Source organism: Ruegeria sp. L11, from assembly GCF_056531755.1.
Map to the genome: position 1 here is coordinate 20506 of NZ_JBQFMI010000011.1, position 15752 is coordinate 36257.

At 61.2% G+C, this 15752-nt stretch carries 15 protein-coding genes; all 15 read right to left on the reverse strand.

The genetic code is table 11. The features are described 5' to 3' along the window. Window positions 1-106: 106 nt before the first annotated feature. Entirely contained in the window at window positions 107-364 is a 258-nt protein-coding gene (locus ACR0CE_RS15555; RefSeq protein WP_480507876.1) for a hypothetical protein, read from the reverse strand. Between the two features lie 13 nt (window positions 365-377). Beyond that, the gene (locus ACR0CE_RS15560) at window positions 378-1070 is read right to left on the reverse strand and encodes a NapC/NirT family cytochrome c (RefSeq protein WP_267363548.1); all 693 of its coding nucleotides are present in this window, start codon (window positions 1068-1070) and stop codon (window positions 378-380) included. 29 nt (window positions 1071-1099) lie between these two features. Beyond that, window positions 1100-1537 (reverse strand): nitrate reductase cytochrome c-type subunit, encoded by a 438-nt coding sequence (locus tag ACR0CE_RS15565; RefSeq protein WP_209507029.1) that lies wholly within the window; start codon window positions 1535-1537, stop codon window positions 1100-1102. Between the two features lie 12 nt (window positions 1538-1549). Then, window positions 1550-2467, reverse strand: a complete 918-nt coding sequence (gene napH, locus ACR0CE_RS15570) for a quinol dehydrogenase ferredoxin subunit NapH (RefSeq protein ID WP_480833128.1) — start codon at window positions 2465-2467, stop codon at window positions 1550-1552. Beyond that, on the reverse strand, window positions 2464-3282 hold the full coding sequence (gene napG, locus ACR0CE_RS15575) for a ferredoxin-type protein NapG (RefSeq protein ID WP_267363552.1): 819 nt from the start codon (window positions 3280-3282) through the stop codon (window positions 2464-2466). The genes napH and napG overlap by 4 nt, the downstream gene beginning before the upstream one ends. A gap of 28 nt (window positions 3283-3310) precedes the next feature. Then, window positions 3311-5803 carry a nitrate reductase catalytic subunit NapA gene (gene napA, locus ACR0CE_RS15580; RefSeq protein ID WP_480484296.1) on the reverse strand — a complete coding sequence of 831 codons (2493 nt, stop codon included), beginning with the start codon at window positions 5801-5803 and terminating at the stop codon, window positions 3311-3313. Further along, window positions 5800-6093, reverse strand: a complete 294-nt coding sequence (locus ACR0CE_RS15585) for a chaperone NapD (RefSeq protein ID WP_267363554.1) — start codon at window positions 6091-6093, stop codon at window positions 5800-5802. The genes napA and ACR0CE_RS15585 overlap by 4 nt, the downstream gene beginning before the upstream one ends. Then, window positions 6090-6605: a ferredoxin-type protein NapF gene (napF, locus tag ACR0CE_RS15590; RefSeq protein ID WP_480484297.1), complete on the reverse strand. Its 516-nt coding sequence runs from the start codon at window positions 6603-6605 to the stop codon at window positions 6090-6092. The genes ACR0CE_RS15585 and napF overlap by 4 nt, the downstream gene beginning before the upstream one ends. 148 nt (window positions 6606-6753) lie before the next feature. Continuing rightward, on the reverse strand, window positions 6754-7647 hold the full coding sequence (locus ACR0CE_RS15595; protein WP_480774209.1) for an FAD:protein FMN transferase: 894 nt from the start codon (window positions 7645-7647) through the stop codon (window positions 6754-6756). Then, window positions 7644-8159 (reverse strand): nitrous oxide reductase accessory protein NosL, encoded by a 516-nt coding sequence (locus tag ACR0CE_RS15600; RefSeq protein ID WP_480774210.1) that lies wholly within the window; start codon window positions 8157-8159, stop codon window positions 7644-7646. Before ACR0CE_RS15600 ends, ACR0CE_RS15595 begins: the two co-directional genes overlap by 4 nt. Further along, on the reverse strand, window positions 8156-8977 hold the full coding sequence (locus ACR0CE_RS15605) for an ABC transporter permease (RefSeq protein WP_209507037.1): 822 nt from the start codon (window positions 8975-8977) through the stop codon (window positions 8156-8158). The genes ACR0CE_RS15600 and ACR0CE_RS15605 overlap by 4 nt, the downstream gene beginning before the upstream one ends. After that, window positions 8974-9867, reverse strand: a complete 894-nt coding sequence (locus tag ACR0CE_RS15610; RefSeq protein ID WP_480539707.1) for an ABC transporter ATP-binding protein — start codon at window positions 9865-9867, stop codon at window positions 8974-8976. The genes ACR0CE_RS15605 and ACR0CE_RS15610 overlap by 4 nt, the downstream gene beginning before the upstream one ends. After that, window positions 9857-11113: a nitrous oxide reductase family maturation protein NosD gene (locus ACR0CE_RS15615; protein ID WP_480539705.1), complete on the reverse strand. Its 1257-nt coding sequence runs from the start codon at window positions 11111-11113 to the stop codon at window positions 9857-9859. Before ACR0CE_RS15615 ends, ACR0CE_RS15610 begins: the two co-directional genes overlap by 11 nt. A 2-nt stretch (window positions 11114-11115) precedes the next feature. After that, window positions 11116-13023 carry a TAT-dependent nitrous-oxide reductase gene (gene nosZ / locus ACR0CE_RS15620; RefSeq protein ID WP_480833129.1) on the reverse strand — a complete coding sequence of 636 codons (1908 nt, stop codon included), beginning with the start codon at window positions 13021-13023 and terminating at the stop codon, window positions 11116-11118. Between the two features lie 14 nt (window positions 13024-13037). Beyond that, window positions 13038-15215 (reverse strand): 4Fe-4S binding protein, encoded by a 2178-nt coding sequence (locus tag ACR0CE_RS15625; RefSeq protein WP_480833130.1) that lies wholly within the window; start codon window positions 15213-15215, stop codon window positions 13038-13040. Window positions 15216-15752 lie beyond the last annotated feature (537 nt).

The window sequence follows — 15752 nt, forward strand, 5'->3', positions numbered from 1 at the left end:
CTAACGTCAATAGACGTGTCGCGCGCGGTACAAACACCCGCTTTGGCGCTGGAAACGTGACCCGGCAGAATACCGGTTCCACCAATGGGCAGAACCGGTGTTTTCTTCAGACGGTTGCGCCTTTCAGGCGGATGGCAGTGCCAAGGCTGCCCGCGCAAAGCCCGACCAGAACCGAGATACCAAGTTCCAGCGCTTCCACATGGGCAAACTGAAAGCCCGCAAAAACCAGCGTTTCCAGAATGCCGACAACGGCCCCCAGTGCCGCGCCCAACCACAGCTTGCGGGTCATCATTCCAAGCGCCAGTCCCAGTATGCCGGGCAGGCCCAGGACATTGGCACCGATTGTTCCAAGTAAGTCTAACATGTCTGCCCCCACCCTAATTCGAGCTGTTGTTCAGAAACGCGCGGATGTCGCTGCCCGAGGCGGATGCATGTTCCTGAAGAACCACGCCCTCCACGGCCTCGCTTATCTTCTGGTATTGTTCCAGATAGTTCGCGGGCAGATTATGCGCGATGCCCTGATGGCAGTCGATGCATGTCATGCCGGTGTCGATGGCGCGCTGGTGTTCCGACGCGGCGCGGGTTTCCTGAATGGTAAAGTCCATGTAGTCAAAGTTGTGACAGTTGCGGCATTCACGGCTGTCAGATTCCTTCATCTTCTTCCAAACGGCCGAAGCCATGCTCAGGCGATGTGCCTCGTACTGCTCGGGTGTGCTGATGGTTCCAGCCAACTCATGATAGACGTCTTTGACGGCCATGATCTTGGCTTTGATCTTGTGGCTCCATTCATCCGGCACGTGGCAGTCGGAACAGATCGCGCGAACGCCGGAATGGTTGTTGTAATGGACCGTTTCGCGATACTCGCCCAGGTTGGTTTCCATTGTGTGGCACGAGGTACAGAATTCTTCGGTATTCGTCAGCTCAAGGGTCCAGTGAAATCCACCCCAGAACAGGATACCGGCCAGAAATCCGGCCAGGACAAGAAAGCCTGAACTGAACAGCACCGTCGGCGTCCAGATCGCGTTCCAGAGGCGACCAAGCAAGCCGCGGTTTTCAGGGGAGTCGGCCATGTCGGTGCTCCTTTCAGTCTTGCGTTGGATCAATTGCCGGCGGAGGGCTGGAACACGTTGTCGACCAGCGGCGGGGCGTCGGCCTGCGGTACGTGGCACTGGTTGCAGAAATACCGGGTTCCGGCGATCCGATCCAGTTCGCGGCCTTCGCGGTCCAGATAATGGGTCATCGACAGCGTCGGCGCGTTACGGTCACCAGCTTTGGTCCAGTCATGGCAGGACAGGCACTGGTTGGTACGGATGTCGATCTGGTACTGTTCGACCGAATGCGGGATCACCGGCGGCTGCTGCCGGTAATTGCGCTGCTGGCGCCCTTCGACATTGCGGTGGATCTGGTCCAGCGGCACCGGCTCATCCACATCCGCACCGCGCAGGGATTCAACCTGAGCAGATTGCGCGAGGGCCCATCCGCTCAGCAATAATACGGGTAGAAGGGCAATTCCGCCTGTAACGATAGATTTTTTCATCTTGGCACTCCCCTAGATAGGTCTGGCGGCGCGCGGCTCGGGCGCGGCAACTGGATCGGAAGGTTGGACGACGTGGTCGTCGAACCGGTGAGTAAAGGTAAAAACGTCGACCGCGCAGACATCGATGCAGCGGCCACAATTCGTGCAGTCGGGTGACAGGATCAGCGGGGTACTTCCCGGTTTGCCCTTCAGCGCGGGCGAGATCACCTGATTTTCCGGGCAGACCGCGTAACAATCCATGCAGTCATCGCAGGCGGCGCGGTTTGTGGCGCTGATCCGCAGCAGGCTTTTTGCTCCGATCAGGCCATAGAACGCACCCACCGGGCACAGGTGTCCGCACCATCCGTGGCGCGAGACGAAGACGTCAAAGACAAAGATGGCGGCGATCAGGGCCCAGACAAAGCCCATTCCAAAGACCAGCCCGCGATGCAGCATGGTGATCGGGTTGATCAACTCCCACGCGATCATGCCGCTCAGACCCGAAACAAGCAGGACGGTTGCCAGAATCCACAGGCGTGTGCCGCGCTTGGGTTGCCAGCCTTTCGGCAGCTCCAGCTTGCGGTGCAACCAGTTGGCCGCATCCGTCACCGGATTGATCGGGCAGACCCAGGAACAATAGACACGGCCACCAATCAGGGCATAGACCACCAGAACGATCAGCCCACCGATCAGCGCGGTCATTTCGGGCCAGTGGCCTGCAACCATGCTCTGCAACAGGATGAACGGATCGGTCAAAGGCAGCACGCCCAGCGTCAGCGACCCAGCCAGCGTTCCCTGAACAATCCAGATACCGAACCATGGGCCCAGCAGAAACAGAACCAGAAAGAACAGCTGGCTTGCCCGGCGCAGCAGCAGATAGCGATGCGCGCCGATCCAGCCCTTGCTGGCGATGGCCTCTTGACCTGTGGGCATATCTGTGCGGGCGCTCATTGTCCCACCCCCGGCAGATCATATCCCGGCGCAAAGCCGCCGGGCGTGGCCAGATTGTCCGTGCCCGGTCCGGGCAAACGGTCCGGCAGGTCGATGATCCCCTCGACCACCGGCGCGCCTTTCGCGGCCTTTTCTTCCCAACCCTTGCGGTAATGCTCTGCCGAACTGCCCCGCGCCAGCCGGGCAGGCAGCACCTTGATGGCGGCCTCGGGCAGAACACAGCTTTTCTCGCACATGCCGCAGCCGGTGCAGCGGTCGGCGTGGACGGTCGGGATGAACATCGCGTGATGACCCGACCGCGTGTTGTGCGTGGTGTCCAGCGTGATCGCCTCGTCGATGACGGGGCAGACGCGGTAACAGACATCGCAGCGCAACCCGAGGAAGTTCAGGCAGTTCTCCTGATCGACCAGAACCGCGACCCCCATCTTCGCGTCGTCGATATTGTCCAACGCGGGATCCAGTGCCCCGGTCGGACATGCGGCGACACATGGAATGTCGTCGCACATCTCACAGGGAATATCCCGCGCGGTGAAAAAGGGTGTTCCCGTCGCCACCGCGTCCGAGCCCAACTCGGCCAGTTTCAAAGTATCATATGGGCAATCCCGCACGCATAATCCGCAGCGGATACAGGCTGACAGAAACTCCTTTTCCGGCAGCGCGCCGGGCGGGCGCAAAGCCTCGGCCGGCAGGGCGCGGGCGTCGCGGGCCAGATAGGCCAGCACCGTCCCGGCGACCACGCAGCCGCCCGCCGCCCGCGCCGAATCCTGCAGGAACCGGCGCCGCTGCGGCGAAAGGGGTTTGTCGGCAAAAGACATGAGGATTTACCCGTACGATCCTTGTTGCCTATGCGCGCTCGACCTTGCAGGCGCATTTCTTGAAGTCGGTCTCTTTCGACAGCGGGCAGGTCGCGTCCAGCGTCAGCTTGTTGGTCAACTGGCCTTCGTCGAACCACGGCATGAACACCAGACCGCGCGGCACCTTGTTGCGCCCACGGGTCTCGACCCGGCTGGTGACCTCGCCCCGACGGGTAGACAGAACAATCTCCTGACCCCGGCGCAGGTCCCGATCCTTGGCGTCCTGCGGATGCATGTAAACCACAGCCGCCGGGTAGGCGCGATGCAGCTCTGGGACACGGCGCGTCATCGACCCCGAATGCCAGTGTTCCAGCACACGACCGGTGCACAGCCACAGATCATATTCCGCATCCGGTTCCTCGGCCGCAGGCTCGTAAGGCGCAAAGATGATGCTCGCCTTGCCATCCTTCTTGCCATAGAACTTCACGCCCGCGCCTTCGGGCACATAAGGGTCATAGCCTTCGCGGAAACGATACAGCGTTTCCTTGCCATCCACGACCGGCCAGCGCAGGCCACGGGCTTGGTGATAGGTTTCAAACGGTGCCAGATCGTGCGCGTGGCCGCGTCCGAAATTGGCATATTCCTCGAACAGACCCTTCTGAACGTAGAACCCGAAATGCTCGGATTCGTCGTTGTCAAAGCCCTCGGCGGTTTCCGACAGCGGGAACTTGTCGACGCTGCCATTGGCAAACAGAACCTCGTACATGGTCTTGCCGCGATGTTCCGGCATGGTGGCCAGCAACTCTTCGCCCCAGACCTCCTCAACGGTGAAGCGTTTCGAGAATTCCATCACCTGCCACACGTCCGACTTGGCCTCGCCCGGAGCCTTGACCTGCTGCCGCCAGAACTGGGTGCGGCGCTCGGCGTTGCCATAGGCGCCTTCCTTCTCGACCCACATGGCGGTGGGCAGGATCAGGTCGGCGGATACGGCCGTGACGGTCGGGTAGGGGTCTGATACGGTGATGAAGTTCTCGGGGTTGCGATACCCGGGATAGCCTTCTTCGTTGATATTCGGTGCGGCCTGCATGTTGTTGTTGCACTGCACCCAATAGGCGTTCAGATCACCATCCTTCAGCTTGCGGTGTTGCAGCACGGCGTGAAAGCCGGGCTTGGCCGGAATGGTACCCGCAGGCACATTCCAGGCGGTTTCGCAAATCTTGCGGTGCTCGTCATTCATGACAACCATGTCGGCAGGCAGACGGTGGGCAAAAGTGCCGACCTCACGCGCGGTTCCGCAGGCCGACGGCTGACCGGTTAGCGAGAAGGGCGAGTTTCCGGGCTCGGAAATCTTGCCCACCAGCAAGTGCACGTTATACATCAGCGAATTCACCCACGACCCGCGGGTATGCTGGTTGAACCCCATGGTCCACAGGCTCATGACCTTGCGGTTCGGGTCGGCATATTGCTGGGCCAGACGCTCCAGCTTGTCCGCCGGAACGCCGGACAGCTCCGAGGTGTATTCCAGCGTGTATGCCGATACCGCCTCGGCATATTCCTCAAAGCTGATCGGCTCCATCTTGCCGACATTGGGGTTCGCGGCCTCTTGTTGCAGCGGATGATTGTCGCGCAGGCCATAACCGATATCGGTGGCGGTCTTGGTGATGTTGACGTGGTTCTTGACGAACTCTTCGTTCACCGCGCCATTCTGGATGATGTAATTGGCAATGTAGTTCAGGATCGCCAGATCGGTCTGCGGGTTGAACACCATGCCATTGTCGGCCAGCTCGAACGAACGGTGCTCGAAGGTCGACAGAACATGCACTTCGCATCCCGGCTTGGTCAGGCGCGTATCGGTCAGACGCGACCACAGGATCGGGTGCATCTCGGCCATGTTCGACCCCCACAGAACAAACGTATCTGCGTGCTCAAGGTCGTCATAGCAGCCCATCGGCTCGTCGATGCCGAAGGTACGGATAAAGCCGACCACGGCCGACGCCATGCAGTGACGCGCGTTGGGGTCGATGTTGTTCGACCGGAACCCGGCCTTCATCATCTTGGCCGCCGCATAACCTTCCCAGACGGTCCACTGACCGGAACCGAACATACCCACGCTGGTCGGGCCTTTCTTGGCCAGCGCCTCTTTCCACTTGGCAGCCATGACGTCAAAGGCTTCGTCCCAGCTGACCGGCTCAAACTCGCCATTCTTGTCATATTCGCCGTTGGTTTTGCGCAAAAGCGGCGTGGTCAGGCGGTCCTTGCCATACATGATCTTGGACAGGAAATAGCCCTTGATACAGTTCAGACCCCGGTTGACCGGCGCATCCGGGTCGCCCTGCGTGGCGACTACGCGGCCATCCTTGGTGCCCACCAGAACCGAACAGCCCGTGCCGCAGAACCGGCAGGCGGCCTTGTCCCAGCGGATATCGGGCGCGGCGGCCTGGGCGCTGGCCGAACCAGCGGCCATTGGAATGCCGGCAGCCGAGGCCGTGGCAGCCGCTGCGGACGCTTTCAGAAATGTACGACGGGATTCAGAGATGGTCATTGCATGGGCCTCCTGCTGGACGGTTGGCTTGGAGCATCAGGACGCGGAGCAGCCTCCGCGGGATCTTCGAAATGGTGATAGGTCAGCGATAGCGAGATCACGCCGGGGATCTGGTGCAGATCCATGATGGTTTCCGAGGCCAGCCGGTCGGCTGTATCCTCGACAACCACGACGAACCGGCCATCCTCGGCCTCGGCATGAAGCTCGACGCCATCGGTGCCGGTCATCGCCGCGCGTGCGGCGTCGGTGTGATCGGGGGCGATGTGGACAAGACAGCCACAGATATTCATTGGGTCACCTCCGGGTGCAAAGGGGCGGGGCGGTGCATCGTGATGGCCCCGGCGGGGCAGGCGGCAGAACATGTGCCGCATCCGATGCAGGTTTCGGTTTCAAGCGCTGGTTCAGCCCGCCCGCCCAGTTGCAGGCGAAAGCGGATGGCTTCCTGTTCGCAAGTGTCCTGACACAGGCGGCAGCTTACCCCGTTCATCGACAGGCAGCTTGCAGCCTCGATCCGTGCGCGCCACGGCCACTCGGTCACACGCTCGGGCAACAACGCCGGGGTCGGGCAAACCTCGGCACATGCACCGCATAAGGTGCAGCCGCCTGCGGAAAGATCCAGAACCGGAAAGCCGCTGTTGTCGAATGTGATGATCTCTTCCGGGCAGGCCCCGGCGCAGTCTTCGCAGCCTGTGCACAGATCGGCAAAGCCTGTCACGCCCGCACCCGGCGGTCGGATCGCATCAGGATCCTCCCGTAGGATACGTGCGCTCAGAAAAGCGCGTCTGCTGGTCAACTGGCTCATGGCTGGCGACTCGAGTGTGGATAGATTGGTTCGCGTCCTTACTTCCTAACTGCGCGAAGCAGCGCACGAATTGACCTATATCATGTTTTTCGCGAATATCATGTTCTTGGTGAATTTTCCTGACCCACCTGAGATTTGCGACCATGCGTCATACATTCAGCTCGACACGGGCTCCGATAAAATATCTCAAGATTTCAGCTACTTGGCTTTCGGGCGCCGCGCATATCGCAGTAGACAGCCCATCTGCGATCACCGCGTCAGGGGCAGAAACCGAAACCGTTCTGTCCCGGTTTGCAGGCCCGTCCGGGGTGATGATGTGGCCCAAACCCTGTCCCAGCTGCGTCCCCAGCGACGATGATGTCGCGACCGCGCGGTCACGCAGCGCGACCCGTTTCAAAACCCGCTGGTCCGGCGCGACCAACCCGACTTTCCAGGGGGCGCCGTCGCCTCGCGCACCCAAGGCGGCAACCTCTCCCATATCGACCAGAACATCACGCAAACCAAAGCCACGCAGCAGCGCGGCGATCCGATCCGTGATCGCGCCTTGGGCGATACCGTTCAGCGTCAGGGCCGACTGGCCCGGCACCGGCAGCCGCACCGACGCAGCATCGAAAGACACCCGTTCCCAACCCACAGCAGCGCGGGCGGCAGCCAGATCTCCGGGGCCTGCGCCTGTTGCCAAAGCATCCCACAGGGGCTGAATGCTGGGATCGAAAGCGCCGCCGGATGCCTGATGCAGGGCGCTGCTCAGGCTCAATACCTCCAACAGCTCAGGCGCGGGTGCGGTCAAAACACCGTCGCGGTTCAGGCGGCTCAGCTGTGACTGCGGACGGTACAGGCTGAAGATATCCTCCAGCCGGGTCACCTCACCCTCAACGGCGGCAATGATCGGTGCGGCCTCGGCATCCGTCAGCCCGACCAGCCGCAGGCTGGCCGCAGCCCCAAGGGCGGTTCCGCGCCAGTACGCGTCCGAAGCCATGGCCGGGGTGGCCGCACAGGCGGCGGAAATGATCAGAAAACGGCGACGGGACAGGGCGGTCATACGGGGGTCTCCAATGTCAGATCAAGATCGACAGGGCCAAGCACTTCGGCATCGGGAATGTCGGGCAGGCGCATCGCGGTCCCGCCATAGGTCTCCGCGAAAATCTGGGCATCCGCTGGATCAGCAAAGGGCACCACTTCGCGCGCACCCATGCCGCCAGCCACATCGGCACCAACCACAAAAGTCGCATCATCCGCAGCGATCCAGTTCGAAATCCCCGGCTGCCGCCAGCTTGGCGCGACGCCCATATCGCTGACATAGATGGCAGTGATATCCGCATCGCGCTCGGGGCTTTTCAGATAGGCCACCATGTCCCGCACCTGTGCAAAGAACAGCGGGGCCGGATAGCCTTTCAGATGAATCTGCCCCTTGGGCCCGCCATGCTCGGCGACATTCATCTGACAGAAATAGCTCAGCGCATCCGGTGTCAGATCGACCGGATCGGGGGCCTCGGCCAGCTCTTCCTTGCAGGCCACCAGTGCAAGCAATGCGATCAGGGCAAGACGTCTCATGGCTCGACCCTCCGAAAAGCCAGCCGGGCAAGGGCAAAGCCCAGCACCGGCCAGATCAGCAGCGACGCGGGCGCGGCCCAGACCGGCAGGGCCTGTGCGGCCCCGGTCATGCCCGAGGCCATGGCCACGCCTTCCGTCGCGGCGATGTTCCACAAACGGAACGCGTCGGCCGGGTTGGCTACCATCACCCATGGAAAGACGGATTGGGTGAATGCGCCGCCCTTGTCCATGACGACGGCCCCCAACAGGCCCAGATCATAAAGGACGACAAAAACCAGCCAAAGCCCGGCCGACAGACCCGCTGCCGCGGTGGCGCCCCTCGCCAAAGCGGACAGCAGGTATCCAAGCGCCAGAAACACGGCGCCCAGCAGGATCGACGTCAGGATAAGTCGCACCAGCGCCATCAGGCTTTCCGGCCCCGCACCACCAAAGAACGCGGCTACCGCACCTGCGGTGCCAAAACCCACGGTCATGGCAAAGGCCAGCGCGGCCAGATGGGCGCAGAACTTGCCCAACAGGATTTCCCCGCGTCCAGCCGGATAGGACAGCAGCAGCGACAGGCTGCCCCGGTCCACATCGCCCGCGATGGCGTCAAAGGAAATCATCAGCGCCAGCAAAGGCGCAAGGTAAACCGACAATGTGGTCATCGACGCGACCGAGACGGTCAGCATATCAACACCCAAAGTGCCGGTGGGCGCACTGCCCGCAAAGGTCAGCGCCAAAGCAAACAGCACCATGATCAGCGTGGCAACCAACAGCCAGCGGTTGCGGCGCAGGATCAGCATTTCAGTTCGGGTGATGGCAAGGAAGCGGGTCATGTCCTCTCCTCCTGTGCGTAGTGGCGATAAAGGTCCTCCAGCTTGGGTGGTGTCATTTCCACATCCGCCACCGCATCGCCCAATCCGGCGATCCGGCGCAGGGCCTCCATCTTGTCTTCGGGTGTGCACAGCAGCTCGACCGATGCGCCGTTGATCCGGTTGCCGCCCAGTTCAGCGGCCAGGGCATCCGCATTGGCGCTGGCGCGCACCTTCAGGCGGATCGGCAGACCGGCCAGCGCCGACAGGTTGTTCAGCGTGTCATCGGCCACCATCCGACCCTTGCGCATGATGGCGATCCGGTCGGTGCGCGCCTCAACCTCGGTCAAGGCATGGCTGGCAATCAGCACGGCGGTACCCTGCGCGGCCAATTCGTCAATAATGGCATAGAGGTCCTGCCGCGAGATCGGGTCCAGGCCGGATGTCGGCTCATCCAGCAGCGCCACTTTCGGCTGTCCCAGCAGCACCTGCGCCAGCCCCAGTCGTTGCCGCATCCCCTTGGAATAGGCACCGATCCGTCGGTCCAATGCGTCGCTCAGGCCAACGCGCTCCAGCAGGCCGGGAACATCGGCTTTTGACCCGGACAGTTTTGCAAACAGTGTCAGCTGCTCGCGCCCGGTCAACGCCGGGTGAAACGAGACCGCCTCGGGCAGATACGCCGTATCCCGTCGCGCCTGCGCGCTGCCGGGGGTGGCACCCCCGATCCGAATGGCTCCGTCCCGAATGGGCGTCAGGCCAAGGATGGATTTGATCAGGGTCGACTTTCCCGCGCCGTTATGGCCCAGCAGCGCCACGCGCTGACCGGGGGCAAGGGACAGGGTGATATCGTCAAGAACGCGGGTTTTCCCCCGGTTCTTGCTGACATGGTCAATTGACAGGGCCTTATCCGTCATGAGGCACCTTTTTCATAGCTGGGGGTTCAGGGGCTTGCATCAATGGGTTGCTGTCCATCACACCCCCCGGCAACAGTGCCGGGAAGGCCGATTGCGACCAGCGCACCAGCTGCACGGCAGGCGAGCCGAGCAGCAATTTGGCTGCGGGTTGGGTCCACAGCACATGGTCCATACTGTCATTGGGTCGATAGGGGACATCGGCGATACCGTTGCCATCCACATCATAGGCGGCAAAATCGGACCAGTAATTGCCGCGCCCGTCTTCGGACCACTCGACCCACTTGGTCGAGACGTATTTCACCTGCGTCCGGTTTCCGATGAATGAATTGCCAACAATGCGGTTGCGTTCGCTGCCAGCGGTAAAGTGGATACCGATGCCACATCCCTCGAACCAGTTGTCGGTGAATTCGTTCTTGTTCGAGTTATACAGGAAGGTGCACTTTTCCTTGGCACCTTTCACGACATTGCCGGTGATGACGCTCTTGTTGGCATAGTTCAGCATCACGCCATGTTCGCGGTCCCCGATCGAGACATTGTTGGCGACCCGCACATTGGTCGTGAACATCACCGCATAGCCCAGATCGTTGCCGATCGAGACATTGTCGCTGACGACCGAGTCGTCGGCATACATGTAGTGAACGGCAAACCGCAGATCGCGGAACAGGTTGCCGGTAAAGGTGTTCTTCTTGGACGAATTCACAAAGATCCCGTCGCGGCCATAGCGGATGTCATTGCCTTCAACCACCGCACCCGGCGCGTTCCAGACATAGACACCATTGCCGCGCGCGTTCATGTGGCGATCCTGCCGCCCTTCAATCCGGTTGCCGCGCACGATGCTGTCCTTCGCACCGTGGATGTCGATGCCGTAAAGATTGCCCAGCAGCACGTTATCCTCGACCACCGGCGCGCGCGCCGTCTTGGTCAGCTGGATGCCGCTGTCGATCCCGTCATGGTCCGATCCCGATCCGATCACCGTCAGCCCGCGCAGGGTCACGCCCGGCCCGGTCACTGTGATCACGCTGCCTTGGCCTTGGCCGTCGATGGTGGCCTGTCCCAGCCCGTCGAGGGTCACGGGCCGGTCCAGAACCAACTGCTCGACGTAAACGCCGGGGCTCAGGCGAAGGGTGTCCCCATCCGCCGCCTGCGCCAGTATCTCGTTGATGGCCCCCGCCCGGTTGGGCACATCCCAGTCCGCCGCCCAAAGGGGCGAGCCGAGCAGGAGCGGTATGAGCAGGGGCCAACGCATGTTTATGCGCTCCGCGGCTCAACAAACATCCGGCCGCGCATCTCCATGTGCAGCGCGTGACAGAACCACTGGCAATAGAACCAGTGCACGCCCGGACGGTCTGCAATGAACGTGACCGAGGCGGTGGCCTGCGGTGCAACTTCCATCGCGATACCGAAGTTCGACAGGCAGAAGCCGTGGGTCACATCATCCACGTCGTCCAGGTTGGTGACATAAACGGTCACCTCGTCACCCTGGTTGACGGTGAACTTCTCCATGCTGAACACGGGCGCGGTCGAGGTCATGTAGACCCGCACCTTGTTGCCATCCCGGATCGGTTCCTCGGCACCTTCGTCCAGATCGACACCGTCAGCGGCAGCCTGCGCACGCGCCTCTTCCCACATCGGGTCGTTGCGGTCCCAGACATTGACCGGGTTCACCTTGGACCGGTGAACAATGATCGAGTCATGCGGCTCGGCAAAGGTCGGGCCGTCATGGACCACCTTCATCTTGTCGCCGGAAATATCGATCAGCTGCTCATTCTCGGGCTTCAGAGGACCCACGTTCAGGAAGCGGTCTTTCGAGAACTTGTTCATCGAAATCAGCCACTTGCCATCGGCTTCGGCAGTTTCACCCATCGAGGTCGAGTTGTGGCCCGGCTGGTAATGCACGTCGACCTTGTCGACGATCGGGTCAACATCGGCACCCGCATAGGCCTCGATCGCCTTGGCGATGTCCCACTTCACCACCTGGCTGTCCAGGAACAGGGTGGTATAGGCGTTGCCCTTGCCGTCGAATGCCGTGTGAAGCGGGCCAAGACCCAGCTGCGGCTCGGCGACAACAGCGGAACGCGGATCGGCGTTTTCGCTGAACAGCGCATCGACCTTTTCCACATCGATCACGGACACGGTCGGCGACAGCTTGCCGTTGATCATGATGTGTTTCTTGTCGGGTGCCGCGTTCACACCGTGCGGCGAGTTCGGGATCGGGATGTACCGGGTCAGGTTTCCACCCGCCTCTTTACGCCCGTCCACGACCTTGACGCCGTTCAGTTCCTGATAGTTACCCGCGGCAATCGCATCCTCGATGCCCTTGAGGTTGAACACGACCACGTGGTCCAGCTCGTTCTCGGTCATCTCGGCCAGGTTCATACCCATTTCCGAGTTATACGAGGTCGAGAAGGCGTATTTACCCTGATAGTCGCAGTCGGTGTTGTCGAGGTTGCCCGACACCATCACCTGCCACGCAATTTCCATGCTGTCGCCGTCGATGGCAGTAAAGATGTTCACATATTGCGACGGGTCATCAAGGATCTGGCCGTCATTGACCAGCGGGGCCTCGTGCTCACCATTGGCAAAGACATAGCCGGTGCGCGGGAATTTCTGCGGACGCAGGCCGTGGATGTCATGCGCGTTCGGGATTTCGATGATCTTGTCGCATTTCATCACGTCACAACGCACACGGGCCACGCGGGTGTTGGCCTTGTCGTTCATGAACAGATAACGGCCATCATAGGTGCCATCGGTGAAAGACATATGCGGGTGGTGCAGGTCGCCGTTGTCATAGGTGACCTTGCCGTTTGCAGCCAGGAATTCCTTGGTTTCAGGCAGCAGGCCTTCGGTCAGAACCTTCAGCGACTCGTTGGTCTGGCCCCAGCCCGTGGCCGAACAGCGGTTGAACACCGGCACCCGCATCAGCTCGCGCATGGACGGCACGCCCAGAATGCGCAGCTCGCCGGTCTGGCCCGACGACCAGAAGCCGTAATATTCGTCCAGCTCGCCCGGCTCCAGATGCTGCTTGGCGGCAGCGCTGGCCTCTTTCGCGGTCATCAGGGTCGATCCCAGACCGGTCCCGGCGATGACGGCACCGGTGGCAGTGGCCCCCAGCATACCGCGGCGCGTGATGTTCAGTTTGTTTTCTTGGTCCGACATGGTCGTTCCTCCTTTTAGGAAACGGTTTTCGGTTTGGCGTTCGGATGGTTCGCCGGTGGTTGCCCGAGGGGGGTCTTAGGTGTGACCGACCCGGTCTTGGCCCGCCGTTTCAGTTGGCGGATAACGACGGGACATTTGTCCTCGGACTGATAGAGCACCTGACAATGCAGGCAGGTGACGCACTCGTTCGGATTGATCTCACCGGTGGGGTGGATCGCCTGAACGGGGCATTCATTGGCGCAGGTCTGACAGGGCGTGCCACAATCGTTGTAGCGGCGCAGCCAGTCGAACATGCGGATACGGGCAGGGATCGCCAGCGCTCCGCCCAGCGGGCAAAGATAGCGGCAATAGAACCGCTCAACGAACAGCCCGATCCCCAGCAGGACCAGCGCAAAGACCACAAACGGCCAGTCGCGCATGAATTTCAGAATGATCGCGGTCTTGAACGGTTCGATCTCGGCATATTGCTCGGCCAGCGGGATCGACACGAAACTCAGGCCAAAAAGACCCAGAAAGATCATGTATTTCGCAGGCCACAGCCGCTCGTTCAGACCCCATGGCAAAGTCCATTGCGGCACTTTCAGCGCCCGTGCGATCTTGTTGGTCAGCTCCTGAAGTGCGCCAAACGGGCACAGCCAGCCGCAATAGGCCCCACGACCCCAGAACAACAGCGCGGCGGCAACGGCAAACCACTGGATAAAGACCAGCGGATCCAGCAGGAACGCATCCCACGAGAACCCGGTGCGTAAACTGCCCGCCAGTGCCATCAGGTTCACCACGCTCAGCTGTGCATTGGCATACCAGCCGATGAAGAACAGGGTTATCGTCAGGTACCCGATGCGGAACCAGTAGAAGACGCGCGCATTCATCGTGGCGTGGAACTGGAAGAAGAACGTGGCCGTCAGCACCAGCAGCATGACACCAAGCCCGGCGATCTCGACAGTGCGATCCTTCCAGATGCGCTGCCACAGGGCGGCCTTGGCGGCCGCTTCGCCGGTTGCATCATCCACAACCGATGGGGTGGTGACTGGCAACAGGTACTGTTCCGGCAGTTTGTATCCCAGATCGAAGGTCAGAAAGGTCTTTTCAACCGCCCCGACGGCACGCTGCGCCAGCAATTGCAGGCGGAACGGCTCGGCCGGGTCAAACTCGGCATCAGCGGGGATCTTGAAGATATCCAGTTCGGTAAAGCTGGGGGCATCTGGCGCGGCAACCTCACCCAGACGGCGCTGCTGCTTGTCAAAGAACCGCACTGAGCTGTCGCCCTGGATCAGCTGAATCCGGTCAAAGATCCCACCCCGGACATAGCCCGATCCCTTGAAACTATAGGCCCCGCGCCCCAGTACCAGAATGGCCTGTTCGCCCTCGTCCAGCCAGTTGGTCAGGTTCTGGTATTCAGCCTCACCCAGCAGCGACTTGCCGATCGATGGCACCGAAACAAGCGCCATGTGCATGTCGATGAAGGTGTCATCCGGCGCGCCCGGTTCGGGTCGCTTGATCGCGCGCTGATCCCCGGTGGCTTCAAAGGCGGCATTGACCTGCCCGACATCCAGCGTCATCCGCCGGACCGAGCCGTCTCCAGACAATGTGGTCCAGTCGTAAATGGCATCCTGCGCCATATCGACTTCGCGCTTCGGCCCGCCAGCCTGTACCGGAGACAATCCGCCCAGCCCCAGCGCGCGGGCCACTTTGATCCCTCCGCGCACAAGGCTGTCATCGATCACCATGATCGTCACGGTCGCACCCGAGATAATGTCTAGGTCATGCCCCTCACCCCCGGTCTCGGCCTCTCGTTTCAGGTCAAGGCCCGCATAGCCTTCGGTCAGTTCCACCATCCGGGAATTGGGAATACCGATCAGCACGATGGGTTCGGAATGCTTGACCAGCTGAACACCGGTCAGAACAGCATCCGCGTCGATGGCGGCAACCACGTGAATGGGTTTGCCGGAATAGCCGGTCGTTCCGACAAAGTCCGAAGTCAGAAAAGCCCACGCGATGGTCTCGGCACCCCGAAGGACCGGGGCAACCTTCACGTCGCTGCGTACCGGGCCAAACGCGTCGGCACCCGGGGCCAGGTCAGCCGGATCAATGTCAGGAAGAAAGCTGGCAAGACTGTCGGCGCGTGCACTGATTGCAACACCGCAGGACAGAACGAGGGCCAGAAGGAAATGGATTGCGCGACTTATAACCACGGCGCACCTCCGATCAATTGGGTAGACGCCATGGACGCGCGCGGGGCGCGTTCAGATTCTTCTTGGGTCGTGAACGGGGGCCCCCGGGTTTCGGGCCACAGGTGTTTGGGGCTGTACAAAATGCACTGCCCCCCATGTTCAAAGCGTACATTTTGAACATTTACGACGCTTGCGGGCTGCAAAGCGCCCGGCATCGGTGCTGACACCGTCACCGCACAAAGCGCACAGTCCGCGCATTTCGGGCAGGGCGCGGTTGGATCGTTGTCGCCTTCTTCTTCAAGGTCAACTTGAACCCAGACCGCGCCCGCCTCCGAGCAGATCTCCACCCACATGCTCTCACCGGGACTCGCCAGAACCGGGCCAAGCATTTGCAACAACAGAAGGAAAATACCTGCCAGTCCACACGCCGCGCGTAATGCGCGAACAGGGAGGGTGTGGAAGGAGTTAAAGGCAGGCATGGAGAATCCAACTCGGTATTCTTTCCCGAGTCGTAGGCGGTTTTCCCTGTCCGATACTTGACTTTCGTCAGGCCTTTGG